The 23,232-nt window shown below is 53.7% G+C and carries 25 protein-coding genes and 1 pseudogene; 7 read left to right on the top strand and 19 right to left on the bottom strand.

Annotation, left to right across the window (positions count from 1 at the left end):
* Positions 1 to 109: 109 nt before the first annotated feature.
* The 4 genes from K9N21_21750 to K9N21_21735 all read right to left on the bottom strand — a co-directional run bounded on the left by K9N21_21750 (position 110) and on the right by K9N21_21735 (position 1,941).
* Complete coding sequence (locus tag K9N21_21750; GenBank protein ID MCF8146541.1) at positions 110 to 484, bottom strand: hypothetical protein; 375 nt, start codon at positions 482 to 484, stop codon at positions 110 to 112.
* 111 nt (positions 485 to 595) lie between these two features.
* A complete protein-coding gene (locus tag K9N21_21745; protein MCF8146540.1) occupies positions 596 to 949 on the bottom strand; it encodes a LapA family protein in 354 nt (117 codons plus the stop codon).
* The gene (locus tag K9N21_21740; GenBank protein MCF8146539.1) at positions 946 to 1,455 is read right to left on the bottom strand and encodes an HIT domain-containing protein; all 510 of its coding nucleotides are present in this window, start codon (positions 1,453 to 1,455) and stop codon (positions 946 to 948) included. The genes K9N21_21745 and K9N21_21740 overlap by 4 nt, the downstream gene beginning before the upstream one ends.
* Before the next feature lie 9 nt (positions 1,456 to 1,464).
* Entirely contained in the window at positions 1,465 to 1,941 is a 477-nt protein-coding gene (locus K9N21_21735) for a metallophosphatase family protein (protein MCF8146538.1), read from the bottom strand.
* A gap of 181 nt (positions 1,942 to 2,122) precedes the next feature.
* Between K9N21_21735 and K9N21_21730 the strand changes: the two genes are divergently transcribed.
* Entirely contained in the window at positions 2,123 to 2,611 is a 489-nt protein-coding gene (locus K9N21_21730) for a zinc ribbon domain-containing protein (GenBank protein MCF8146537.1), read from the top strand.
* A gap of 477 nt (positions 2,612 to 3,088) precedes the next feature.
* Here the strand turns inward: K9N21_21730 and K9N21_21725 are convergent, their stop codons facing one another.
* The 3 genes from K9N21_21725 to K9N21_21715 all read right to left on the bottom strand — a co-directional run bounded on the left by K9N21_21725 (position 3,089) and on the right by K9N21_21715 (position 6,511).
* On the bottom strand, positions 3,089 to 3,817 hold the full coding sequence (locus K9N21_21725; GenBank protein MCF8146536.1) for a UPF0280 family protein: 729 nt from the start codon (positions 3,815 to 3,817) through the stop codon (positions 3,089 to 3,091).
* A gap of 634 nt (positions 3,818 to 4,451) precedes the next feature.
* Positions 4,452 to 6,026 carry an NAD(P)H-hydrate dehydratase gene (locus K9N21_21720; GenBank protein MCF8146535.1) on the bottom strand — a complete coding sequence of 525 codons (1,575 nt, stop codon included), beginning with the start codon at positions 6,024 to 6,026 and terminating at the stop codon, positions 4,452 to 4,454.
* Complete coding sequence (locus K9N21_21715) at positions 6,023 to 6,511, bottom strand: hypothetical protein (GenBank protein ID MCF8146534.1); 489 nt, start codon at positions 6,509 to 6,511, stop codon at positions 6,023 to 6,025. Before K9N21_21715 ends, K9N21_21720 begins: the two co-directional genes overlap by 4 nt.
* A 413-nt stretch (positions 6,512 to 6,924) precedes the next feature.
* Here K9N21_21715 and K9N21_21710 point away from each other — a divergent pair, with 413 nt between their 5' ends.
* Positions 6,925 to 7,416: a DUF1285 domain-containing protein gene (locus K9N21_21710; protein ID MCF8146533.1), complete on the top strand. Its 492-nt coding sequence runs from the start codon at positions 6,925 to 6,927 to the stop codon at positions 7,414 to 7,416.
* 1 nt (position 7,417) lies between these two features.
* Here K9N21_21710 and K9N21_21705 read toward each other — a convergent pair whose 3' ends face one another.
* Complete coding sequence (locus tag K9N21_21705; GenBank protein ID MCF8146532.1) at positions 7,418 to 9,322, bottom strand: SurA N-terminal domain-containing protein; 1,905 nt, start codon at positions 9,320 to 9,322, stop codon at positions 7,418 to 7,420.
* Between the two features lie 240 nt (positions 9,323 to 9,562).
* Between K9N21_21705 and K9N21_21700 the strand changes: the two genes are divergently transcribed.
* Positions 9,563 to 9,877: a hypothetical protein gene (locus K9N21_21700; protein ID MCF8146531.1), complete on the top strand. Its 315-nt coding sequence runs from the start codon at positions 9,563 to 9,565 to the stop codon at positions 9,875 to 9,877.
* Between the two features lie 22 nt (positions 9,878 to 9,899).
* Here K9N21_21700 and dnaJ read toward each other — a convergent pair whose 3' ends face one another.
* Positions 9,900 to 11,039 (bottom strand): molecular chaperone DnaJ, encoded by a 1,140-nt coding sequence (gene dnaJ, locus K9N21_21695; GenBank protein MCF8146530.1) that lies wholly within the window; start codon positions 11,037 to 11,039, stop codon positions 9,900 to 9,902.
* A gap of 383 nt (positions 11,040 to 11,422) precedes the next feature.
* Here dnaJ and K9N21_21690 point away from each other — a divergent pair, with 383 nt between their 5' ends.
* Positions 11,423 to 11,932, top strand: a complete 510-nt coding sequence (locus K9N21_21690; GenBank protein MCF8146529.1) for a response regulator — start codon at positions 11,423 to 11,425, stop codon at positions 11,930 to 11,932.
* 44 nt (positions 11,933 to 11,976) lie between these two features.
* On the opposite strand, the gene K9N21_21685 is transcribed toward K9N21_21690, so the two are convergent.
* The 10 genes and pseudogenes from K9N21_21685 to K9N21_21640 all read right to left on the bottom strand — a co-directional run bounded on the left by K9N21_21685 (position 11,977) and on the right by K9N21_21640 (position 19,883).
* Positions 11,977 to 12,942: a P1 family peptidase gene (locus K9N21_21685; protein ID MCF8146528.1), complete on the bottom strand. Its 966-nt coding sequence runs from the start codon at positions 12,940 to 12,942 to the stop codon at positions 11,977 to 11,979.
* 24 nt (positions 12,943 to 12,966) lie between these two features.
* A complete protein-coding gene (gene recN, locus K9N21_21680) occupies positions 12,967 to 14,739 on the bottom strand; it encodes a DNA repair protein RecN (protein ID MCF8146527.1) in 1,773 nt (590 codons plus the stop codon).
* Positions 14,740 to 15,013: 274 nt separating this feature from the next.
* Positions 15,014 to 15,157 carry a hypothetical protein gene (locus K9N21_21675; protein ID MCF8146526.1) on the bottom strand — a complete coding sequence of 48 codons (144 nt, stop codon included), beginning with the start codon at positions 15,155 to 15,157 and terminating at the stop codon, positions 15,014 to 15,016.
* A 653-nt stretch (positions 15,158 to 15,810) separates the two neighbouring features.
* Positions 15,811 to 16,083, bottom strand: a pseudogene (locus K9N21_21670) (hypothetical protein).
* A 215-nt stretch (positions 16,084 to 16,298) separates the two neighbouring features.
* Positions 16,299 to 16,769 carry a Rid family detoxifying hydrolase gene (locus K9N21_21665; protein ID MCF8146525.1) on the bottom strand — a complete coding sequence of 157 codons (471 nt, stop codon included), beginning with the start codon at positions 16,767 to 16,769 and terminating at the stop codon, positions 16,299 to 16,301.
* Positions 16,770 to 17,139: 370 nt separating this feature from the next.
* On the bottom strand, positions 17,140 to 17,427 hold the full coding sequence (locus K9N21_21660; GenBank protein MCF8146524.1) for a hypothetical protein: 288 nt from the start codon (positions 17,425 to 17,427) through the stop codon (positions 17,140 to 17,142).
* On the bottom strand, positions 17,424 to 18,599 hold the full coding sequence (locus K9N21_21655) for an iron-containing alcohol dehydrogenase (GenBank protein ID MCF8146523.1): 1,176 nt from the start codon (positions 18,597 to 18,599) through the stop codon (positions 17,424 to 17,426). Before K9N21_21655 ends, K9N21_21660 begins: the two co-directional genes overlap by 4 nt.
* The gene (locus K9N21_21650; GenBank protein ID MCF8146522.1) at positions 18,583 to 18,888 is read right to left on the bottom strand and encodes an antibiotic biosynthesis monooxygenase; all 306 of its coding nucleotides are present in this window, start codon (positions 18,886 to 18,888) and stop codon (positions 18,583 to 18,585) included. Before K9N21_21650 ends, K9N21_21655 begins: the two co-directional genes overlap by 17 nt.
* Before the next feature lie 348 nt (positions 18,889 to 19,236).
* A complete protein-coding gene (locus tag K9N21_21645) occupies positions 19,237 to 19,554 on the bottom strand; it encodes a transcriptional regulator (GenBank protein MCF8146521.1) in 318 nt (105 codons plus the stop codon).
* 2 nt (positions 19,555 to 19,556) lie between these two features.
* A complete protein-coding gene (locus tag K9N21_21640) occupies positions 19,557 to 19,883 on the bottom strand; it encodes a type II toxin-antitoxin system RelE/ParE family toxin (protein MCF8146520.1) in 327 nt (108 codons plus the stop codon).
* A gap of 739 nt (positions 19,884 to 20,622) precedes the next feature.
* On the opposite strand from K9N21_21640, the gene K9N21_21635 reads away from it, so the two are divergent.
* The 3 genes from K9N21_21635 to K9N21_21625 are packed head-to-tail and all read left to right on the top strand — an operon-like array spanning position 20,623 to position 23,179.
* Positions 20,623 to 21,612, top strand: a complete 990-nt coding sequence (locus K9N21_21635) for an ABC transporter substrate-binding protein (GenBank protein ID MCF8146519.1) — start codon at positions 20,623 to 20,625, stop codon at positions 21,610 to 21,612.
* Between the two features lie 2 nt (positions 21,613 to 21,614).
* On the top strand, positions 21,615 to 22,382 hold the full coding sequence (locus K9N21_21630) for an ABC transporter permease (protein ID MCF8146518.1): 768 nt from the start codon (positions 21,615 to 21,617) through the stop codon (positions 22,380 to 22,382).
* Complete coding sequence (locus K9N21_21625; protein ID MCF8146517.1) at positions 22,370 to 23,179, top strand: ABC transporter ATP-binding protein; 810 nt, start codon at positions 22,370 to 22,372, stop codon at positions 23,177 to 23,179. The genes K9N21_21630 and K9N21_21625 overlap by 13 nt, the downstream gene beginning before the upstream one ends.
* Positions 23,180 to 23,232 lie beyond the last annotated feature (53 nt).

The following is a 23,232-nucleotide window of genomic DNA, read 5'->3' as shown; positions in this document are numbered from 1 at the left end:
TCATGCTTTTCACCTACAATGGGTTAACAACTGGTCTATTTCTATACCAAAATGTAGGGCAAAAAGCAAGCTAAAAATGAGTCTATTTACAATTATTTCAATCGTTTAATTAACTTTTACTTTTTACGAGACCATCAATATTGGGTCTTAATATAATATTCTGCCGGATCCGGATGGCCCTGTCTATGTCGCCCTTTGAACGATACAGATTGCCCAGTGCCACATAGGTCTCAATGGTGTCTGAGTTCACCTGTACGGACTTGGTAAATTCTTCGATGGCCTGATCGTGATCGTCTGAAAGGAGGAACTGGATACCCTTAAAAAAGGATTTATCGCCCGTGCTGGAGAGGGATTTCTTTTTATCCTTGTTCACAGGCCTGATCCGGGAACCCAGAAAAAGCCCGATCAGCAGGGCGGTCACTGAGACGATCAGGATTTGCCGGCCTCCCGGTTCGAGAAGCCACTGCCACGCGGATTGCAGCACCGTGATCTCCTATCTTGAGCAGCCGTGAGATAGATGTTCAGGAATATAACGGAAGATCGCCCCGTCTACCCAATCGAAAGACACCCCATCCATATTCCATGATGCCTCACGCTATGTCTCATGCAGTGAGGGCGGATGGTCCGAATCCATCGTCTCGCTGGTAACAGGGAGGTTTCTGAGGGAGTTCAGTTCCTGCTCTTTGTCCTTTACGTCTTTCCTCAGTATCTTGATCTGCCGCTTGAACTGAAGACGTTCGGAAATCCCGTACACCCATATGCTCAATACACCGATAAGGAACGCGATAATGGCAATCAGAAATACGGGAAGGCCGGAGGTCTCAGCCTTGAAAAAAAGCAGGTCGATCTTGAAACTGATGACGGTTGCCAGGGCCTGGTAGTTCTGAACCGCTACAATAACCACAACAAGCAAAAACAGAATGACAATAATCGCCTTTACATGTCTCATTCCTCACCTCCATCAAGGATGTTAACTTCTTTAAAATAGGGCAACAGTCTATGATAGGTCTCCTCAATGTGCTCTGGAATCACCCTAACCTCCCCCAAGACCGTCATATAATTGTTATCGCCGTTCCACCGGGGGACAATGTGGAAGTGCATATGCTCTTCAACACCCGCCCCCGCCACCTTGCCGAGGTTCATCCCCACGTTGAACCCTTCGGGGTTCATGACCTTTTTCAGGATTTCAACAGAACGTGTGACCATTGTCAAGAGATCCGCCCTCTCATCCTGTGAGAGCGACGCCAATTCCCTGACGTGCCTCACCGGGGCGACCAGGAGGTGTCCATTGATATAGGGAAAGCGGTTCATCATTACCATGGACAGATCACCCGCCTGCAGAATGAGTCTTGATCTATCCATATCGCGATTGTCCCCGGGACAGAAGATGCACTCCTCTGCTTTCTGTTCCGAAAGGATATATTCCATGCGCCACGGCGCCCATAATACCTTCATATCGGTCCCTCAAAGATCGATGATTTCACCGCGTACGGTTTCGCCCAACTCCAGTACACCGATACTGTGCTCCCCTGAAGCGCTGTAGCCGGTTGCCGTACCGGGATTGAAAAAAAGGATCCCGTTCTTCACGTGATTCGAGGCGATGTGAGAGTGCCCGTATACGATGACATCCACCTGCTGAAACAGGGGGCGAATGCGATCTTCCAGCCCGTCGGACCGCCCCCACCCATGGATCAGTCCTATCTTATACCCAGATGAATGAATAACCTTTTTTTCCGGAAGCAGCCGCTTGACGGCCTTGGAATCCATATTACCGCAGACACCATGGAAATCCTTTGCATTCAGAAAATCAATGATCTCCGGCGATACAATGTCGCCCGCGTGGAGGATCAGGTCCATATCAGATAGATAACGATCATAGATCCCGACCAATTCCCCGGTCACCTGATGGAGGTGGGTATCTGAGAGGACGCCGATTTTCATAATGTTTTTCATAACAGATCAGTTCACGAAAATAGGCCATTTTGAATAAAAATTAAAAGTATACCAACAGAAAAAAAAAGACAAGGCATAAATCTCGAAGGGTTTCAAAAATGATTTGACAGGAACGCGGAAACGCCGGTATCTTAAGCTTCAAAATACCCCCTTCGCGAGGTTTGAAACAATGCCGATCTACGAATTTTACTGCCCTGACTGCCACGTGATATTCAATTTTTTCTCAAAGACAATAAACACGGAAAGACGGCCTGCATGCCCCAAGTGCGGAAAGCTCAGACTTGATCGAAGGATGTCGGTCTTTGCGAGCCCTCGAAACCAGACCAGTGAAGAGGAGGCCCCCATGCCCGACATTGACGAAGGTAAGATGGAAAGGGCCATGAACCTTCTTGCAAAGGAGGCGGAGCATCTGGATGAGAACGATCCGAAGCAGGCGGCCAACCTTATGCGAAAATTGACAGATATGACCGGGGTAAATCTCGGTTCCGGAATGGAAGAAGCCCTGCGCAGGATGGAGGCGGGGGAGGACCCGGAAGCCATTGAAGCGGAAATGGGAGATCTTCTGGAAGGAGAAGAGCCGTTTGCCTTTGAAAAAAAATCGGCCTCAGGCGTCAGATACCGGCCTCCCCGGGTGGATGAGACCCTCTATGATCTCTGAAAAGGGCGGCCGGGTTAGACTCTTTGTCTGTAACTTCTCTGCAACGTGCGAAGAAGTTTGCCCGTGGGGGTCTCTGCCCAAGAGCAGCAAAAACCGAATACAGCTCCTGGGGACGGCAGCAGGGCTTTACAATACAGTCTGTTCCAGCCCCAAGTACTGCCTTTTATGGGACGGTATGTCCTTGCTGCCTTTCCGTAAACATTATTCGGAGCCCGGGGGCGGCCGCCGAACGATACGACCGCATTTTATTGCAGCTCTTGGGCAGAGACCCCCACGGGCGTCCGGAACGCTACTGGGACTTGGGTGAAACCTGTTTGGTTGCCGCTGTCAGGCCGCTTTAGGGGTTTGTCGGGCCGCTTGGGTTCGTTGGGTTGATTTGATCCGGGAGAAGTTGCCGGATTCGCAATTTGTGTGTAATCCCTCAATCCCTTGCGCCTTGTCGAAGATCCCGCGTCCTTTTGCGGGGCGCCTCCTTTCTCATATCTCTACCAGTTCAACGTCCCCCCATGTGGCCATGGCGTCTCCCAGTATGACCACACCTCCCAGTATCCCCTCAATTCGATCGGCCCACCCCGCGGCGTTCTCAAGATCCCGCTTCCTCTTGACTCTGTTTCCCAGGGCGGTGGCCGCACTATCGGCCAAAGCGGCTGATGGCGACAGAAGGCAGACCGCATCCGCAATCCCGTGACTCAGGGAGTGGCCGACGGTCCCTGATGAAGAGCAGACGCCTAAAGGCATCTGTCGCGGGGGGATGAGGATGCCAAACCTCCCGCTGAGAGGCGAGGTCCCTGCAAACATAGATACGGTCAGGGGCCGGTCGGCTTTCAGGAATATGTCTCCCCCATTTTCAACAATCACCTGATCCGTCAGATTCAGGAGCCCTTCTCCGACCTGCTGGGCAATAGCGCCGGCAACAGCGGCCATGGGTCCCACGCCGGCCTTCCCTGCTGCACGGATCATCTCTCTTATGAATTGGGGGGCATACGGGTCTTCCTTCAGGGGAACGAGAGACGTTAGAAATTCCGGATGGTATTGGATATAGGTTTCCAGCTGGAGCCTGGCCGCGAATACCAGGTCCCTGGTTTCCGTTTCCAAATCCCTGCCGGTGCAAACCCAGAGATCTGTTTCTCTGACAGTTACCTCAAAGCAGCACAGCCCCTTGGGCCGGATCCGTCTTCTGTAGGTTCGTTCTGTGTATGGGGGCATAGGATCGTTTATGCGGGGTATCCGGGAAGAAAAAGCGCAGGGGTAAAGGGAGACAGGGGGATTAAAAAAGGCTTCCCGGCATGCCGTTGTTCCGTCCCTTATTAATCTTCCCTCCTAAGTGGTTTAAGATCCCGGGACAAAAGATGCACGCACATGCGAGAAGCCTTTTTTCGCTGTTCGATTCTCCCTTGAATCTCTTTGCAAAACCCCTGCCAAGCTTTATCACAAATAGAGGATAATCACTGACTGGCCGCTTCGGTTCACCGGCTGCTGTTTTTCACATTCTCCCCGGAAGTCAGGATTTTATAACGTAATCCGTGGGTGGCCCACTTATAAATGCCTTAATCGATTGCCAAAGCGCTTAAAAAAAGGCTGCATGGATTCAGTTCAACCCTTATCTCCGCCCGTGGGAATTCCCGAAGGGCCCAAACTTTATCCGGGATAAACATGCTGCCTGCGATCCCTCCCTGTCAATAAATTCCGGCAGGCAACGCATAAATTATTGACGGTTATCCCCGGCATCGGCAAAATCAGATTCAAGGTGTATCAGGAATGCCACATGGTGTGAATTTAAACGACACCATTATGGATTGGGAACTGACCAGGGCGTCGGGACCCGGTGATTTCAAGACGTCTAAATCCGTTGCGCTCCGCGGTAGCGGGAGCGGTATGTCTCACTCAGTCCGGCCCTGTCCATTTTCATGGCAAGTGGCAGATGCTCAAGGATATCCTGGGCGGTAATGCCGTCCTCGCCTTTTTCCTCTGCAGCCAGATCCCCGGCAAATCCATGAATGAAGACCCCTTTCAAGACCGCCTCCCCCAGAGACAGGCCCAGGCCGAACATGGCAGCCACTGTCCCTGTCAGGACATCTCCTGATCCGGCACTCGCCATGCCCGGATTCCCGGTCATATTGGCATACACCTTCCCGTCGGGAAATCCTATGAGGGAACGCCCCCCCTTCAGCACCACCGTTGCATTGAGATCCTTTGACGTCCGCTGAAGGGTGGTGATCTTGTCGCCGTCGATTTCCTGAATGCTCAATCCGGTGAGCCTCGCCATCTCCCCCGGGTGCGGGGTAAGAATAGTATAGGCGTTTCGGTGTCTCAAGACCTCCGGATCCTGTGAAACAGCGGTAATCCCGTCACCGTCGATGAGAATCGGCCGATGGATCTCTCTGGTCAACGTCCTCGCCAGGGCCTGGGTTTCTTCATTCAGGGAGAGGCCGGGTCCCAGAACAACCATATCCATTTTGGCGGCCAGGTCCACCAGGGCGTTCTTATTCTCAGGTGCGATACTCCCCGCATCCGTCTCTTTCTGGGGGAAGAAGACGATCTCACTCCCCTTGGCGCCGATAAACGGGATGATGGATGCGGGTGCCGCGAGCCGCGAATACCCCCCCCCTGCCTTTAAGAAGGAGAGGGCGGAAAAATAGGGGGCCCCGAAATAGGTGGAGGCGCCTGCGATGAAGAGGACCTGCCCCACATCCCCCTTATGGGCGTTCCGGTCCCTTGGAGGCAATATGCCGGGCCGATTTACTTCCACTTTGAGTGCATCCGAGTCATATATGACAGGTGGGAAGGAGATATGTGTGACATACAGCCTTCCGCAGAGCTCATGACCCGGCAACAGGATATTGCCCAGTTTAGGAAGACCGAAGGTCACGGTGTAGTCGGCGCGAACGGCGATCCCCATCACCTTTCCGGTATCGCCTGAAATCCCTGAGGGGATGTCGGCGCTGAATACGGTCTTGCCGCTGGCGTTGATCAGCTCAATGACATCCCTATAGACCCCTGTCACCTCCCGCACAAGCCCCGTGCCGAAGATGGCGTCCACGATGGCGTCTGTGTGGCCGATATCCATTCTGATGGGATCCGCGGATGTCACCTCTCCAATGAAAATCCCCAGTTTCGAGAGGATGTCCAGGTTCAGTCTTGCCGCACCCTGGTATTTCGCCCTGTCGCCTAAAACAAATACCTTGACCTTTCCCCCATTGGAGTGGATCTTCCTGGCAATGACAAATCCGTCCCCGCCGTTATTCCCGATGCCGCTGCAGACGATGAAAGTCTTTCCCCTGACGCCGAACTCATTTGCAATGACAGAATAGGTCGCATTTCCGGCATTCTCCATCAACAGCTCTTCCCTGATGCCGAATTGCTCAATGGCGGTCCGGTCCAGATCCCTCATTTCAGAGACATTACTTATCTTCAACGGCCTCCCCCCTCTGATCCGGGAACACCCTCATCCGGTTGCCCATCCGCCCTTTCCAACGCCTTGCAATCGCCTTTCCAGAACACCCCGACGATTTGATTGTCTTTGTTCACCTCAAAATAGGTAATGCAGTAGTTCATTGAAGATACCGTCTGTCCCGTAACCTTTCCGGCGCTTTCACCGGTGCGTCCGCTTCGGGGGTCCACCCGGGGCGGATACTCAATGAGGGCCGAGTGGGCCAGGGGGTTCAGGGTGTATTCGTCCCTCGTCTCCACATACACATATACCTTGCCCTGGTCAGGGGCATCGAATGTCCTGCCCGGATAACCCCACTCATTCACGAGTCTGTCCGCCTCATGCCCCACATATTCCTGGACCAGTTGGGTGTATCCCCTCCCCGTGGGAAGGCTCAGGGTCTTGCATCCCGGGCAGGTAAGCGCAACGCCTATGAAGAAAAGGGAAATTTTAATCAGCGTCTGTTTCATAAGACCTCCTCAATGTTAGGCTGAGAATGGACTTCCCGGCACGGGGACAAGCGTCCTCGGCATGACGTCACTTCGGATCGATTATAAAATCCATTCACAATTTTGCAAGGCAAAACCGATGCAGTGACCCTGTAATCCGTATTTTGCAGAAATTATGCAGCCATGCACCGACCTATGGGACCGATGCCCCATCCCGACCCCTCTTGACGGCGAAACCATTTCCGGTGTATAGATCCCTGTGTCCGGAGTCCCGACTTGCGGGGCAACATGAGAAGGCGTCGGCGGCTTATCGGTTAAGATCCTCGTCAGGCCGCAGGGGTCTCTTTTCCCGCCGAGGCTGTCTGGGCCGCGGCCATGAACCGGCAGAGGCAGAGAGGATCAAGACGAAATTTCATCATGAGCAGGAAAATAAGATGACGGCGCAGTGCGAACCCATACCCCCATGCCTCATATCTATTGATAAGGAAGGTCGCTGGTATCACCAGGGCGCCGAGATGATCCACCGGGAATTCATCCGGCTTTTTTTTCAGAATATGGAACTGGATTCAGAGGGGAGGTATGTGATCAATTGGCATGATACCCGGTGTTATGTGGATGTGGAGGATACCGCCTTTGTGGTGACCAGTGTCTCCCTTGACCGGGGAAGCCGTCGCCAACCCTCACGAATCAAGATCAGTCTGAACGATGATACACAGGAGGTGCTGTCTCCGGACACCCTGCGGGTGGAAAAGGATCATGTCCTTTACTGCACGGTCAAATCGGACGTCTTCCCCGCCCGTTTCACCCGGGCTGCGTATTATCAGTTGGCCCAGTTTGTTGAAGAAGACGGCGGCCGCTATTTCCTGTCACTCAATGGCCGGAGGCATTATATCGCTACCTCTCCCCCTGACCCCGATAGGTCTTGAATCACGACTCTCCCTTCACCGGGGTGATAATTTCAATGTCGGCATTCTCTTGAAGGTTCTCAAGCCAGTTTTGAAAAATGCGTTGATGCTTGGCCTGAACCAATGCGTCGCCGTACTCCTTTTTTTCCTTGGCGAAGGCGGTTTCATCGATGCCTTCTTTTTCCACCCACCTGATAACGAATGCCCCGTTCTCGTTCACAAAGGGCTTATCCGCGAATCTATCCTGTGCGTTGAGTCTGAAGGCCGTCTCAATCAGTTCAGGCGCCTGTCCCATATCCGGGACTGGACCCCGCCGGGTAAAAAAGTCGGTTTCTTTCGGCGTGAGACCGTGTTCTTTGGCCAATTGTTCCCACGATTTTCCATCTTTAAGCGCTTTCAAATAGCTGGTTGCGGCGGCATTGGCATTCTGCGTCGCCATAAGGTCCCGATAATCCTCCTCCACCCTTTCCGCCACCTCTTTCAATTCCGGCAGATAGGATTCCCTGACCTCCGCTACCTGAAAGATATAGAATTTGCCCTCTAATTCAACCAGTTCGGTGGTTTCATGCTTCCCCAGGGCCAGGAGGGTTTCTGCCATCTTTTCACTGCCGTCAACACCCGGAACCGGGTCCGTGTCTGAGAAAAAGGCGGACTTTTTTGCCTCGAGCCCGTGCTGTTTGGCGTAGACGCTCAGCTCGATATCATAGGGCATCTGGTCCACAATGGACAGGCCCTTCTCATGGGCGCGCTCTGCAGCAATATTCATGGTCAAGGCATCCACGATCTGGTCACGCACCTCCTCCAGCGGCTGGGTGCGGGCCTCCTTGATATCCTCCACCTGGATAATGTGATACCCGAACGGGGTGCGGACAAGGTCGCTGATCTCCCCCTTTTTCAGGTTGAAAGCAACCTCTTCAAAGGCCGGCGTCATCTGACCTTTCTCAAAATAGCCGAGATCTCCCCCCTTTGACTTGCTCGGACCACTTGAGTACGCCGCTGCGAGCTTGGCAAAGTCTTCCCCCTTGCGCGCTTTTGCCAATACCGCTTCAGCCGTCTTCCTGACCTTTTCCTCCACCTCTTTCTGGGCCTCCTCGCCAATCTCAAACAGAATGTGCCTGGCTTTTACCTGTTTGGCCCGGCGGTATGCCTCGTGATTATATTCATAAAAGGATTGGATCTCTCTTTCGGTAATGCGCACATCCTCTTTGAAGTCATCGGGGTCTATCTCGATATAGGACACCTGGATATGTTTGGGTATGCGGTATCTTTCCTTTTGCCTTTCAAAGAAGGCCTTCAGTCCTGCCTCATCAAGAGTGACCGACTTCCTGAAATCTTCCGCATTGAACGCCACAAATTCGATCTTGGTCTTCTCGTTGACGAATGTATAGTGTTCCAGGATCTCCTGATCGGTCACCCCCAGGAAGGCGAACAGGAATTGCTGCAGTTTTCTCTCCAGAAGATCCTGGGTGATTGATGCCTCAAAGTCTTCCGGCGTCATGTGGTTCTGGCCCAGAAGGGACTGGTATCGACCCATGTCGAACCGGCCGTTAATCTGGAATGCGGGATAATTCAAAATCGCGTTCTGACACTCGCTCTCCGTTACCTCGATGCCTAAGCGTTTTGCGGCCTGGGTCATGAGTCTCTGATCGATGAGGGTCTTCAATGCCCTTGTCCTCAGGTCAAGCGCCTTTATCAGATTTTCATTCCACATGTCTTTGTACCTTGTCTGATATGCGGCAACCATGTCCCGATAGGTCTTTTCATATTCCGGCCCGCTGATGACCTCTCCATTGACATAGGCGATTTTCAGGGCCTGATCCGAGGTAAAGGAATACCCGAAATAAAAAACAAAGACCACGGCGATGATGCCTATTAAGAACTTGATCAGCCAAGACTTGGCATGCCTTCTCATGATGCTCAATACCATTAAATAACCCCTCCTGTTGTCATACCCTCTCTGTTCGAGGCTTCCTGACCCTTGTCCGAGAATTGGAGCTGGCAAAATAGCATGATCCCTGAAGGATGTCCAACACAATTTGGTCCCTCCGCAAATCCCCTCATCCCCCAAAAAGGACCGCCCCACGCCTGCGGATTAGCAGTTGAAAATTATTGGCCGGGATGATAGAATCCAAGAAAAAGGGTGCCGCTCTGTGAAAGGGACAAGCGCATGAAGAACGAATTATGGTCAGTTACCGAGGTATTGGAATTCTTCCAGGTAGAGGAGGGCCTTCTCAGGGATCTGGAAGAAGAAGAGATTATATGTCCGGCCTGCGATGAGGGCCTCCCGACCCGGCGGTTTGCTATTCGCGAACTGGAAAAGCTGCGGATTGCAAAAATTCTCATAGAGGAGATGGACATCAATCTGTCGGGGGTGGAGGTCATCCTTCAAATGCGTCAGAACATAATTGACATGAGGAGACAGTTCGATGCCATTCTGGAGGACCTGTCCGGCCAACTAAAAGAACTTACCGAGAAAACCTGAAGGATTTCCCTCTCCCCGCGTTTCAAAGACGGATGCCGCTCCGCACATCCTGTTCGTAGAGGCTGTCCAGCTTCTTGACCGTCTCGATGATTTCCTGATCGTCTGTCCTAGGTACCTTGACAACCAATTTGATCAGAAGATTGCCCCGCTGTTTGGTCTTGGTGTTGGTCGCGCCCTTTCCTTTGAGCCTGAGCGTCTGGCCGCTCTGACTCCCCGCAGGCACCTTGACCTTCACCGAACCCTCAATGGTGGGGACCTGAATCGTCCCGCCGGCCATGGCCTCTCCGATTGTCACCGGCACCTCCATGAGAAGATCGTCCCCCTCCCTTTTCAGAAACGGGTGCGGCTTCAGATGAATGATCAGGTAGAGGTCCCCGGGCTTGCCGCCATTGAGGCCCGGCTCGCCCTTGCCCGTCACACGAACCTTGGAGCCCTCCCGTACCCCCTGCGGGATGACCACCCGGATCTTCTCGGTGCCCATGACCTGCCCGCTGCCCTGGCACCTGGCGCAGGGTTTTCCCATCTTTCCGTTTCCGTGACAATGCGGGCACGGCTTGGTGAAATGCATGGGACCCTGGGCCACCTCCTGCCGGCCTGAACCGCCGCAATAGGGGCATGTGGTGATGGGGGCGCCCGGGTCGCTTCCGGTGCCCTGGCACACCGGGCAGGTCATCGCCTTTTGCATGGCCAGCTCTGTCTCGAATCCCTTCAGGGCCGAGGCGAGATCGATGGTCATGTCATGGTGGACATCCCTCCCCTTGGCGGCCATGGTGGATTTGAAACCGCCCCCCCGGCCCATGCCGGAACCAAATATATCGCCAAAGATGTCTTCGTAGCTTTGATACCGTCCGAACCCTTCTGCGCCTGGGGCCCCTCCCCCGGCCTGCTGAAAGGAACTCCATTTGGAATACTCCCTTGCCTTTTCCGCGTCGAACCCGGCCTGGAGCGCCTCTTCCCCGAATTCATCATACAGCTTCCGCTTCTGTTCATTTCCAAGGCACTCATAGGCCCGGGAAATCTCCTTGAACTTCTGCTCGGCCTCTTTGTTTCCCGGGTTGATGTCGGGGTGCCATTTTCGGGCCAGCTTACGATATGCCTTTCTTATCTTGTCGTGAGAGGCATCTTTAGACACCCCCAGAATCCCGTAAAAATCTTGTGCCATGACATATACCGCCTAGAATGTTAATGGGTGCAGGCACCACAAAGGATATATCAGGCAGGCACCCGTTGTCAAATCCTTAACTGCCGCGATCTTCCGTACACGGCCGTGGAAAAGAATTTTCCCCGCCCTCATTTCTGTTTGATTTTCAGTCTAAATCGTTGTAAGTGTCTACAGGGTCCGGTGTGGTTGCAGCTCTTTAAATACAGCCCTGTCGGGTCCTTGCCGTGCCTTCAGAGGCTTATCGGTGAATAATCGATCAACGTCAACCTCCATTTTCGGCCAGGCCGTTTCAGAAAGCCGAAACGCCGATATTCGGCTTTTCTTGCAGTTTGAATCCCACGGCATATTTGGAGCCGATACCGTCAGCAGTGCAGACCGGTAAAATGACAAAAAACCCCGAGATTCGAAATCCTGAAGCCCCCATTCTCTTTGTCGATGATGATCCGGTAGCCCACAGGATTCTGCGACATCATCTGAAAAACTGGCGGATGGAATGCGTCTATTCGGCAAGAGAGGCCCTGGATGCGCTGGAAAAACAGAATTTCGTGATCGTTATCACCGATCTCATGATGCCGGAGGTGGACGGCATAGATCTTCTGCGGGAAATAAAAAAGAGGTATAAAAATCGCGTTCAGGTGATCATGGCCACTGCTTCCGACCAGTTGGACAATCTGATCGAGGCCCTCGACGAGGGCGCCTCTGATTTTCTGTTGAAGCCCCTCAAGGCCGAAGACATTGAAGAGGTCCTGGAGCATACCCTCTCCAGGATCGACCGATGGAGCCGGGCCATGAAGGTGTTGGTCGGCAGGAAAGGACCGGTTAAGGAGACGCTGAGGGGGAAACGCGACGATTCGAGCATAAAGAACAAGAACGTGGCCCCGATTACCGAATAATGATGACCAGAAATCCCGGTGAGGGGGTTTCGATCGGAGACCATCTAACCGGCGATATCCGAGTAGGCCTTGAGCCCGCAGAGGGACGTGGCCTTCTTTACGGCCCTGACGACAGCCTGTTCCACCACCCGTGCGGCCAACATCCCGACCACGCTTACATCCGCATCCACCCGGCCCGTTGCCAGGGCAAAGATCGTATCCCCGTCAAACATGGAATGGGCCGGTCTCAAGGTCCTTCCGTATCCATTATGGGCCATGGATGCCACCTTTTTGGCCTCCGGTTTGGTAAGCCTGGCATTGGTGACGACACTCCCGATGGTGGTATTCCCGCCGAACGTCATCCTGCGGTGGGCGAATTGTCGAACCATGATCTCTTCCGTGTTTAGACGGCCCTTTCCCTCTTCATCCAACACACCTGCCAGGGTCTCCCCGGTTTCCGGATCAATCACATCGCCCAGGCAGTTGACCGCCACGATTGCCCCCATTTCAAGCTCGCCCGTCCGAACACAGATTGCGCCCAAACCGCTCTTCATGCATCTGTCCATGCCGAGGATCTTGCCGACCGTGGCGCCGGCCCCGGCCCCCACACACCCTTCGGCGCACCCTGGGATACCGGCGTCCAGGCAGGCCGCATGGCCCATTTTTCGGTCGGGTCTTACAGTGTAGTCGCCAACGGCCAGATCGAACAGGACCGCCCCGCACACTATCGGGATCTTTGTAACCCCGGCGTCAAACCCGATCCCCTCTTCCTCCAGATACTGCATGACGCCGCATGCGGCGTCCAGGCCGAAGGAACTGCCGCCGCTCAGCACCACCCCATGGATCTGCTGGACCAGGTTGACCGGGTCCAGCAGATCGGTTTCTCTTGTACCGGGGGCCCCGCCCCGAACATCCACGCCGGCGGTCACCCCTTCCCGGCCGATGATCACGGTGCATCCGGTGGCGGCCTTCAGATCCTGTGCGTGGCCGACGCTGATCCCTTCAATATCGGTAACGGCGATCTCTTTCATCAGATTTATCTCTGGTAATTGTATTCAATTCCGGGCGCCTTTCCTGGTGATTGCTTCCAGCTTTGAGCTTTCCCGCTTGCCGCTGTCTTCCTTCGGATGGGTTCCCTGCTGCAGCATCTCCCTGGCATGGGCCAGGGCCCGGGAGGTGATACGCCGCCCGCCCAGCAGCCTGGCAATCTCCCGGGTCCTCGCCTCGGGGCTCAATTCCGTAATGGCCGCCTCGGTTCGTCCCTCCATGACCTCCTTTTTGACCACAAAATGCGTCGTCCCCTGTGACGCGATCTGGGGGAGGTGGGTGATACACACGATCTGATGATACAGCGCCAAAGCAGCGATCTTCTCCCCTACCACCTCGGCCGTGGCCCCGCTGATCCCGGCATCGACCTCGTCGAAGATAACGGTTTCCACCGAGGCCGACCTCGAAAGGATGGTCCGGACGGCCAGCATGATTCGTGAGAGTTCGCCGCCAGAGGCGATTCTTGACAGGGGTTTTAATTCCTCGCCCGGATTCGGAGAGATCATGAATTCCACATGGTCGAGTCCGTCGGGCCGCATATCCTCCACAATTGCCTCCACCGGGCGCCCGTTCTCCTCCCTGCGGCCTTTAAATGCCACGCTGAACCGGGTGTCTTTCATATGAAGCTGGCGGAGTTCCATCTCCACGGCCCGCCTGAAATCCTCGGCCCCGTTTTGTCGATTTTGGGAAAGGGTCTCGGCCTTTTCAAGGAGTTCGGATGCCATTTCCGCCAGTTCATGGTTCAGCCGGCCAAGATCCTGGACCTTTCCTTCCAGATCGAACATGGTTGAGGCCAGGGTCTCTTTGAACCCGAGGATATCTTCAACGGTGGCGCCGTATTTTCGCTTGAGTTTCTTCAGGAGGTCCAGCCGTTCCACCACCTGATTCAGGCGCTGGGGATCCACCTGTACCGACTCTCGAAAATCCCTGAGGGCAAAAGAGAGATCTTCTATCTGTGCCTCCATGTCCGACAGAGAGGCCTTTACAGAGGCCAGTTCCGGGGCTATTCGCGATCCCTTTTCCAGTGTCTTAACACAGACGGCCACGGATGAAAGCGCGGAATTCTGGTCTTCGTACAGGATCTGGTACCCGGTTGCCGCAATCTCCAGGAGTTCCTCCGCATGTTGAAGACGCCGCATCTCTTCTTCCAGAAGATCGTCTTCGCCCGGGACCGGGCCGGCCATCTCTATCTCCCGGATCTGAAACCGGGTCAACTCCTCCCTCTCCTTCTGTGACCTGATCTCCGCTTCCAGGGACATGATCTCTCCTTTCAGGGCGCAGTGCCTGTCAAAGAGCATGCCCAGCGCCACACGCTCCGCTGAAAGACCGCTGAATTCATCTAAGAGATAGAGGTGATTTTCCGGTCTCAAAAGGAGCTGATGCGCATACTGGCCGGAGATGCTGAGGAGCCTCGGCCCCAGGCGGGAAAGTGTCTGAAGGGTGGCCAGCGACCCGTTGATAAACACCCGGTTCCTCCCTTCACGGGAGATGGATCGCTTTATCAGCAGCTCGCCGTCAAAGGAGATGCCCGCCTCTTCCAGCAGGTCCACCAGGCCCGGGGTTCGTGGGAGGACAAAGAGCCCTTCCACCACGGCCTCGGTGCACCCGGTTCGGATAAGATCGGCTGTCGAGCGGCCCCCGAGAATCAGGTTGATGGCATTGATAATGATGGATTTTCCAGCGCCGGTTTCACCGGAGAGGATGTTGAGTCCCGCCCTCAGGGACAGATCCAGATGTTTGATGATGGCAAAATCGGTGATGACGAGATGGACAAGCATCATGCCCCCGCCAGTGATGGCGAAATCGAATGTTAGCGGTTCCCGGCAGGCTCCTTCAGGGCCTCGAAAAAAGACAATAACACCTTCCCACAAAGCCTGTCAAAGAGAAAACCGGGGTGTGTCAATGGTTTCAAAGTGTTGAATTCGGTTTGAAACTGCTGAAGCGTGGATTCAAAGAGGGTGCCCTCCCATTCCTGGATGAAATGCTTCAGCCGCGCATGGCGTCATAGGTTATTTTCATCAGTGGGTCCAATCTTCAAGTGACGTGTTTCGAGGCTCACTGCGTAGACGTGCCCGTGCCAACCGCTCGCCAGATGGTTTCATCCTCGTACCGGGCTTCGATGCTCTGCTCTCCTGCTTGGCCCGTAAAGATCAGGAACTCAGCCGTGCTGTTGCGGATCAATTGGTTTTTCTTAGCCATTGTCCCTCCCTGGCCGTGACCTTTTAGATAAGAGGTTCATTTGATCAGTTGAGGAGTCCCAGCCCTCTCATGCCGGTGTCCGCCTTCAGGGAGGGAAGCCATGAATTGGGCGATTGCGGCAGGGGGTCAAAAACTGCCCGATGCCGGCGCGCGCCGTTCGGTCTGTCGAACCGTTAACCGACTGGCGAATATGGTCAAGTGCATGCAACGGCTTCATGTTCACCTGTGTTGCAAAGGGGCCGTTGGCCCCGCCATCTCCCTGGAATTCAACGTGTTCATTCACCATCCCCAAAGCCCGATCCTATCACCCTCCGGACAACTGACTGCCCGAGGCCATACAAAAAGCCCCAGCCGTTCCGTGCGTTTCGGGACACCTTTTCAATTCTTTATCCGACCTGCTCGAATCAATAAAGTCAGAGGCGGCTACGTCCCCCCGTCCCCCATTCCACACACCCATTACGCGCCAGCATTATCAGACTCTCAGTACAAAGTCCCATATTTCAAAAACTTATTTAGTTTCTTATGGATTGTCCCGCAGGTTCACAGCCGCTTTCCATGGTATGCTGCCAACCATTCGGTGAACCCGTGGGTGCCGTGGTCCTGGTCCGATATTTCCATTGGTGAGTCAAAGGCAGACTTGACCCCTTTCCTCACCGTTGGACCTGACGATTGCCCTCCTGACGAACCGACAAGAATTTCTTGTGAGTTGCCTCCTGAACCAGCTCACCTTCATCATAAATGTTTTGAATATGCTAACTTATGTTCTGCTGGGTGGTCTGAAACAGTTCGGCCATCAAGGGTTGTGTCAGCCAGACGGTTTCATCCTCCAGTCGGACTTCCAGCTTGATCTGCCCGTCCTCGGATTGATAAACAATAATCTCGCCTTGTTGGGGTTCCCTCAGCGAAGTCGGAGCGTTCTTACTCATCTCTTCTCCTAACCGTGGTCTTCTCGTACAGTGCTTGTCCAGTTCGTTCAATTCTGGATAATAAGGCCTTGGAAAATATCAACAAAAGTACCGTCCCCCATACATGGACCACCGAATTTATATGGACCGCAGAATTGGAATAGCGCATTTTCGTAGCTACGTCCCCTATTATCCATTACCTTTTCGGATCCAAACGCCTCTTTCTGGCTGTTCCTTTATCCTTGCTTCATGGCAATAAGGGAGATTTCAACACCTGCATTTTGAGGTATCCGACCCACCTCCAACGCCTTTCTGGCCGGAGGATCAACGCCAAAATATCTGGCGTAAACCTCGTTCATATCTGGATATTCATCCAAGTTCTTTAGAAATACGGTAACAGAAACCACATCCTCATAGTCCATGTTTGCCGCCCGGAGTATGGCTCCGAGATTTAAAAGCGTCTGATCTGTCTCCGCTCCCGTCCCCCCTTGAACCAACCCTCCTGTATGGGGATCGATACCTATCTGCCCGGAACAATAGAGCGTGCACCCAAAGAGTATCCCTTGGCTGTAAGGGCCTATGGGTTCAGGAGCATCAGGTGTAAATATAACTCTTTTTACAGTTGCTTCCGAGGCATTGCTGTCTCCACAGGATGCAGACCCCGCAGCCAACACCAATAGTGACGCATAAATTATGAATCGTTTCATAACAACCTCGTCTTATGCTTTGTTAGGAAAAGCGTTCCGCCTTTCATATGGGCCACATGGTCTTACGGCAGCGCGGCCGATCCTTCGCTCCGTGCGTTTCGGGACACCTTTTCAATCCTTATTCCGACCTGCTCGAATCAATAAAGCCAGCAGGCGGCTACGTCCCCCATTCCCGAGAGCGTCCCGCTGCCGCATGCCTTTCACCTGCAATTCAATTGTAAAAGAGCGTCCCGCTGCTTCCCCATGGATAGGCGTCTGTTCATGGTGGCCTTGGGAATAGAGAATGCCTCCACAAATTCTCTGATGGAGGCTTGCTTTTTGTGAGAGAGCCATTGACAGATTTCGGCGTCTTTTCTGGAAATGCCCAACGTCAAAAAGGAAGAATACAATTCAACTCTGAAAGATTTATTGTCGGCAGGAAGCGAGGTGCAGGGAGATGTCGGGTGGCCGACTCGGCCCTCATCCGGTAAATGCCACTCCCGAGCCGCTCTACGTAACCCATTCGATGGAATATGTCGGCAATCAGCCGGTTACGGGGAACCGCCCGTGTTCCAAGCTCCTCCAGGGACAGTCCATCTGGAAGACCGCCTGGATTGCTAATCTCTATCCGTCCCGCAGCCACACGTTCCCCTGCCTGCACAAGGTCTGTCTTTTTCACATCGCCTCTTCCAAAATAGTCCGCATTTCTTGGCGCGTCAGCGGAACCGGGTTGGCTTTCATGCTGCTGGCCTGGGCGGCTTTTTCAATAACCGTCGGAATATCTGCCGCACCCATGCCATAGCTGGCAAGCGGCGCAATATGAAGGGTCGAGCACAATTCCTGGACCCACATCACGCCATCAATGGCACTTACGTTTGCCTTTCCGGTCAGGATCCGGGCGATCTCCTGATAGCGATGCAACGCGGCGCAGTAAGGCTGACGCTCCTTTAATGCCCGGACATTCGTTGCCATGACATATGGCAGCAGCTTTGCGCAGACCGCGCCGTGGGGGGCAGGGAGCATGCCGCCAATCGCAGCGGCAAAACCATGTACCGCTCCCAATCCAGCATTGGCCAACGCCAATCCGCCAAACAGGCTCACAAGCGCCAAATCTTCCCGCGCCCCTTTATCCTCGCCATGTTCGCAGACTTGCCGCAACGACCGCGCTGCCCTTTGCAACCCCTCCCGGCAGAGAGCGTCAATAAGCGGATTCGTCTTACTGCAAACAAACGGCTCCAATACCTGCGTGAAGGCATCCAAACCGGTGCTTGCGGTAATCTCGGGCGGCAGCGTGTAGGTCAGTTCCGGATCAACCAATGCCACTTGAGGCAGCAGCAGTGGACTTCGCAAACTGACTTTTGCCTTGTGCGCCGGGGAGGTTAAGACCGCGTTTCGCGTGACTTCCGTACCGGTGCCAGCCGTTGTGGGGATTGCGATGTACGGTGCAGCCGGCTTTTTCAGTTGCTTGCCGCAACCAATGATTTCCAGAAAATCCATCAACTGGCCTGGATTCGTCAGCAACCCGGCAATGGCTTTGCCAGCATCCAACGGACTTCCACCCCCAAAACCGATCACCATGTCACAGTTGGCTGCCTGTGCCTGCTCGATCCCAATCCGCACCAGGTCAATTGTCGGTTCCCCGGCGACTTGAAAAGTCACGGTTTCAATTCCGGCTTCTGTTAAAATGTCCAGCAACAAGGCAGCGCGAGAAACCGTTTTGCCGGTGACAACAAGAACGCGTTTGCCCATTCCGGCGGATATCTTCCCAACTTCATGCACGACACCGGAGCCGAACACGATCCGCGTAGCGGTTGCAAATTCGAACCGCATCGCATTACCAACCTTGCTCATCAGGAAAAACGTTGCCGTATGTGACGCTGCTGCGAGGGTTAGCCATCATCTGTTCCACCTTATCACGCCATGTTTTGTAATGGGCGGTTTCCTTGTGTTTGGCTGGGTCATTTTTTGTGCGATATACTTCCACCAGCAAGAATTGGGTCGAATCATCCCCTTGCTGCAACACGTCAAAACGGGTGATCCCCGATTCTTTGACGCTATTGCGGGCGTTTTCAATGGTGGCCTGTTTGAATGCCTCCACAAACTCAGGTTTGAGATGAACGAAAACATGGACAATGAACATAATGCACCTCCTGTTGGAAAGCAGAATTGATAACACCATCAGCCCGGCCCCCCTCCTTGTTGTTGAGCATCAGCCGTTTAGAGACGCCGAAACCCTTTGGAATGACTCATCGGGAATCGATTCTTATTTAGAGTATATCGATGTTCCGCAGGTTCACTCCAATTCGATTCAGGAGAATAAGCCCCTGGCACAACGCAACAAAAGTACCGTCCCCCATACATGGACCACCGAATTTATATGGACCGCAGAATTTGAATAACGCAGTTTCGCAGCTGCGTCCCTCATCCCGTCCCCATTCCCACCTATTTAGCAGTTTCTCATGGATGTCCAGCAGGCTTGGAAGCTGACTCAACGCACGGTACGCACTTCAAAACGGATGCCTTCGCGTTTCTGAAGGTGTGCGATAATTTCAAAAAGATTCCGGGCCTGAGGGTTGCCCTTCGGGCCCAGCATACGCATCAGGCTCTTTGGTGATTTATCTGTAAGTGATCCCAGAACATCAAACCCGATGGTGGCATTAATGAAATCGCGTAATATGGCCTTGCCAACATCCACTTCACCGCCAAGGAGGCACTCGACACCCTCTTTGAGCAGTTCCTCGCGGAAGCCCGGATCACGTTCAACCCTGTCTTTGACGGTTTCCTTAAAATCAACTGTAAGCGCCATGGTTAGCCCTCCTGTCGCTTCCTTTCCTTGTATTCTTTCCACACCATCCGGACGTTCTGGATATCATTTTGCTGGCGTTTCTTTGTACCGCCACCAAGAAGGATGATGAGTTCATCTCCATCTTTTCCGAAATAGACGCGATATCCGGGTCCCAAATCTATCCGCCATTCGAAAATACCTTCTCCAACCCCTTCGGCATTGGACACATTGCCTTGCGCCATGCGCACCAGGGCAGCCACCACTTTGGCAGCGGCCTGCGCATTCAAGCCATTAAACCAGTTGGCATAGGTGCTGCGCCCTTGACGATCAATATATTCGCGGATTTCGATCATTTTGCCAGAAGGTAACACATTTGTTACCATAAATCAAAGAAATAACTCTCCCGCCATACCTCGCCTCCCCCTGAAACACCTCCCGCACATGCCGGGCCGCAAAGGTGGGTTCGGAATAGTAGGGCGGCCGCTGTGAGGGCCGCAGACGTTTTCCATGGTACGCGCCCAGCCATTCCGTGAAGCCGCGGGTGCCGTGGGCCCGGTCCGATACCTGGATGAGGAGGTCGGGGGAGACGGTGAACGCGCCTCTGTCAAAGAGTTTGTGATCCCCCGCGCTATTCCGAGTCGTCCTTGTTTCGTCAGATAAGATTTGTCAGGTTATTCAGTTTCCTACGGGCGTCATCCAGAAATGTTTGAAGCTGATTATACCCATTGAATTAAAATGTTAAGACAGTTATTTGATTAGTTAAGGATTGTCCCCCAGCTTCACTCGATCCCCCTTATCATGATGTGATGGAGGGCACCGGGCGTATCAATTCTGGCTTGTCGCGGCATAAGAGACGACTAAACCATATTTACCCCAATGTCAACTTCCGTCCCTCAGTCCTCCTTATAGACGTCTCTCAGTCCCATGGCAATCCTCCGGCTTTCGCGTTCCCGTGGTTAATTGATAAACGCTGCGAATTCTGGTATGACTTTCCTGCTGCATCAGGACAGGTTGCATATGATGACCCATGTTTCTTTGTTTGTCTTCTTAAGGGAGGGGGTTCGGATGAGGAAAAGTGTTTTTTTCAGGATGGGGTGGGTTTTTATGGTGGTTTGTGTGCTTTGCAGACCCGTTCCCGTCACTGCCGGACAGCGACTGGAACAGAAGAACGTGGTCTATGGCGGGTCGAGCTGGCTCGGTCATTATCCGGTGTGGGTGGGCATCAAAAACGGGGTATTTCAGCAAAAGGGGCTTGAGGTGCAGTTCCAGCAGTTCCACGCCTCCTCCGGCAGAATGGGATCTCTTGTGGGAGACCACCTCGATTTTGCATCGACCGGCTCCATTTCCGCCATCGCCCTGATGGCGGCCGGGGTTAAGCGCTTTTCCATTATCGGCACCCAGGATTCCTACGCGACGGTGGAGGGGATCATCGCAAGAGAAGGGATACCCTCAGTGAAAGCGCTTAAAGGCAAGAAACTCGCTGTTACATTTGCCTCCAGCGCCCATGTGCTTGTCCTGGACGTCTTGAAAACAGAAGGGCTGGACCCGAAAAGAGATATTCACCTGATCAACCTGAAGGTCTCGGAGATGCCGGCCGCATTCAAATCCGGGGAGGTGGATGCATGCGCCGCCTGGACGCCTGTATTCAACAGACTCCTCGCCATGAAAAGGGCACATCTCCTTCTAAATGATACCCAGTTCAGCCTGTTCAAAGAATTCGGCCTGGGGCCGGGGCCTGACGTGCTGGTGGTGAGAAATGCATTCGCCAGGAAATGCCCCAACACCACCCGGGCCTTTATTGAAGGCTATTTCCAGAGCGTATCCGAGCTGAAAGATCAACCCGAGGCCTGCGCCAGGGTCCTTACCGGATTGACCCGGCTCGATCTGAAGGACCAGGTCAACGTGCTCAAGGACATTACCTGGTATCCGCTGGATGCGCAAAGCAGGTTGATGGTCAACCCCGGATCATTTGTGGCCGGCCTTCAAAAACTGGCTGATTTCTTGTTTGAAAAAGGACAGATCGATCGATCCCCCCGTGTCCGGAAATGGATCGATCCCAACCTCTTGCCTGGGGGGTAGCCATGAAAAGCGCATCCGAGAGAAAAACATGGCAAATCTTCGTGAGCATCGGTTCCTTCTTCGCAGTGATCCTCCTCTGGGAGGTGGTCTGCAGGATGGGGCTCATCGAACCGATCTTTCTCCCGGCCCCATCGCAGGTGCTGACCCGCGCCATCCGGATGATCGAGCAGGGCGCTTTCTTCGAGCATATTCTGGCATCGGGGAGGCGGGTGATGGTCGGCTTTCTCCTGGCGGGCTTCCTGGCCATCCCTTTCGGCATTTTTTTAGGAACCTCCCCATTTTTCAAAGCGGTTTTTGATCCGATCATCTCCCTTTTGAGGCCGCTTCCCTCCATGAGCTGGATCCCCCTGTCTCTCCTGTGGTTAGGGATTACGGAAACGCAAAAATATTCCATTGTGTTCATGGGGTCCTTTGCACCGTCGCTTCTGTATGTGATCGAGGCCACCAGGAATGTCGATCCGGTCCTGATCCGGGCGGCCCAGAATCTGGGGGCCGGCCGCAAGGACCTGATCAAAGAGGTGATTTTGCCGGCGGCCCTGCCGCAGATTATCGCCGGTCTCAAGGTGATGCTGGGTATCGCCTGGACGTGCGTCATTGCAGCGGAGCTGGTAGCCGCCCGAAATGGACTCGGATTCATGATCATGAATGGCAAGGAGTACTTTCAGACCGACACGGTCCTTTTGGGGATGCTCCTGATCAGCCTCACAGTCATGGGGATCGATGGGATCTTCCGGATCTTCGAGCGGAGAGTATTGCCTTGGATTCCCTGACAAACGGTCCCAAAATTAGGATTGAGGGCGTTTCCAAGGATTTTTTGCGCGGGAAAAAGACCGTTTCCGCCTTGAAAGATATTTCTCTCGATATCGCGGAAGGGGAGTTTGTGGTCTTTGTAGGGGCCTCTGGCTGCGGGAAGACCACCCTTCTGAATCTCATCGCTGGTTTTATCTCACCGACCCGGGGGCAAATCCTATTGGACGGATCGGAGGTGCGGGGCATAGACCCCCGCTGCGGCATGATATTCCAGCAGTACGCGCTCTTTCCCTGGAAAACCGTCTTAGACAATGTTGCATTCGGTTTGAAGATGAAAGGCATCCCCAAGAAAGAGCGAACGGCCATTGCCGCCACCTATATCGAGATGGTGGGTCTGACCGGTTTTGAGGGAAGTTATCCCAACGCACTTTCCGGGGGCATGAAACAGCGGGTGTCCATTGCCCGGGCGTTGGCCAATGATCCCGAGGTGATGCTGCTTGACGAGCCCTTCGCAGCCCTGGATGCCATGACCCGCCAGATCCTTCAGGAACAGCTTATCCATATCTATGAAAAGCAGCAGAAAACGGTCCTGTTCATCACACACGCCATCGATGAAGCATTGATACTCGCATCCAGAATTGTCATCATGACGGCAAGGCCCGGACAAATCGCGCAGAACCTCCACAATGACCTTCCCCGCCCCAGAGATGTATCAGTTCAGCTCTCAGAAGACTATCTGTCACTAAAAAGGGTCATATGGGACACGGTGCAGGCCGAAGTTTTGAAGAGTATGGAGATCGATGAATCCGTCCGGTAATAACGACCCGAACGCTGTTTTTGACTGCGCCGGGTATCCTGGCCCCCAACCCT

This window comes from Deltaproteobacteria bacterium, assembly GCA_021737785.1.
Taxonomy (GTDB): domain Bacteria; phylum Desulfobacterota; class DSM-4660; order Desulfatiglandales; family Desulfatiglandaceae; genus AUK324.
The sequence above is the reverse complement of the archived record's forward strand: the minus strand, read 5'-3'. Positions and strand labels throughout refer to the sequence as shown.

Bases quoted from the DNA above. Each gene is read 5' to 3' on its own strand.
- K9N21_21745 (MCF8146540.1), bottom strand. From the start codon at position 949: ATGAGACATGTAAAGGCGATTATTGTCATTCTGTTTTTGCTTGTTGTG.
- K9N21_21740 (MCF8146539.1), bottom strand. From the start codon at position 1,455: ATGAAGGTATTATGGGCGCCGTGGCGCATGGAATATATCCTTTCGGAA.
- K9N21_21735 (MCF8146538.1), bottom strand. From the start codon at position 1,941: ATGAAAATCGGCGTCCTCTCAGATACCCACCTCCATCAGGTGACCGGG.
- K9N21_21730 (MCF8146537.1), top strand. From the start codon at position 2,123: ATGCCGATCTACGAATTTTACTGCCCTGACTGCCACGTGATATTCAAT.
- K9N21_21725 (MCF8146536.1), bottom strand. From the start codon at position 3,817: ATGCCCCCATACACAGAACGAACCTACAGAAGACGGATCCGGCCCAAG.
- K9N21_21715 (MCF8146534.1), bottom strand. From the start codon at position 6,511: ATGAAACAGACGCTGATTAAAATTTCCCTTTTCTTCATAGGCGTTGCG.
- K9N21_21710 (MCF8146533.1), top strand. From the start codon at position 6,925: ATGACGGCGCAGTGCGAACCCATACCCCCATGCCTCATATCTATTGAT.
- K9N21_21705 (MCF8146532.1), bottom strand. From the start codon at position 9,322: ATGGTATTGAGCATCATGAGAAGGCATGCCAAGTCTTGGCTGATCAAG.
- K9N21_21700 (MCF8146531.1), top strand. From the start codon at position 9,563: ATGAAGAACGAATTATGGTCAGTTACCGAGGTATTGGAATTCTTCCAG.
- dnaJ (MCF8146530.1), bottom strand. From the start codon at position 11,039: ATGGCACAAGATTTTTACGGGATTCTGGGGGTGTCTAAAGATGCCTCT.
- K9N21_21690 (MCF8146529.1), top strand. From the start codon at position 11,423: ATGACAAAAAACCCCGAGATTCGAAATCCTGAAGCCCCCATTCTCTTT.
- K9N21_21685 (MCF8146528.1), bottom strand. From the start codon at position 12,942: ATGAAAGAGATCGCCGTTACCGATATTGAAGGGATCAGCGTCGGCCAC.
- recN (MCF8146527.1), bottom strand. From the start codon at position 14,739: ATGATGCTTGTCCATCTCGTCATCACCGATTTTGCCATCATCAAACAT.
- K9N21_21675 (MCF8146526.1), bottom strand. From the start codon at position 15,157: ATGGCTAAGAAAAACCAATTGATCCGCAACAGCACGGCTGAGTTCCTG.
- K9N21_21665 (MCF8146525.1), bottom strand. From the start codon at position 16,769: ATGAAACGATTCATAATTTATGCGTCACTATTGGTGTTGGCTGCGGGG.
- K9N21_21655 (MCF8146523.1), bottom strand. From the start codon at position 18,599: ATGAGCAAGGTTGGTAATGCGATGCGGTTCGAATTTGCAACCGCTACG.
- K9N21_21650 (MCF8146522.1), bottom strand. From the start codon at position 18,888: ATGTTCATTGTCCATGTTTTCGTTCATCTCAAACCTGAGTTTGTGGAG.
- K9N21_21645 (MCF8146521.1), bottom strand. From the start codon at position 19,554: ATGGCGCTTACAGTTGATTTTAAGGAAACCGTCAAAGACAGGGTTGAA.
- K9N21_21635 (MCF8146519.1), top strand. From the start codon at position 20,623: ATGGGGTGGGTTTTTATGGTGGTTTGTGTGCTTTGCAGACCCGTTCCC.
- K9N21_21630 (MCF8146518.1), top strand. From the start codon at position 21,615: ATGAAAAGCGCATCCGAGAGAAAAACATGGCAAATCTTCGTGAGCATC.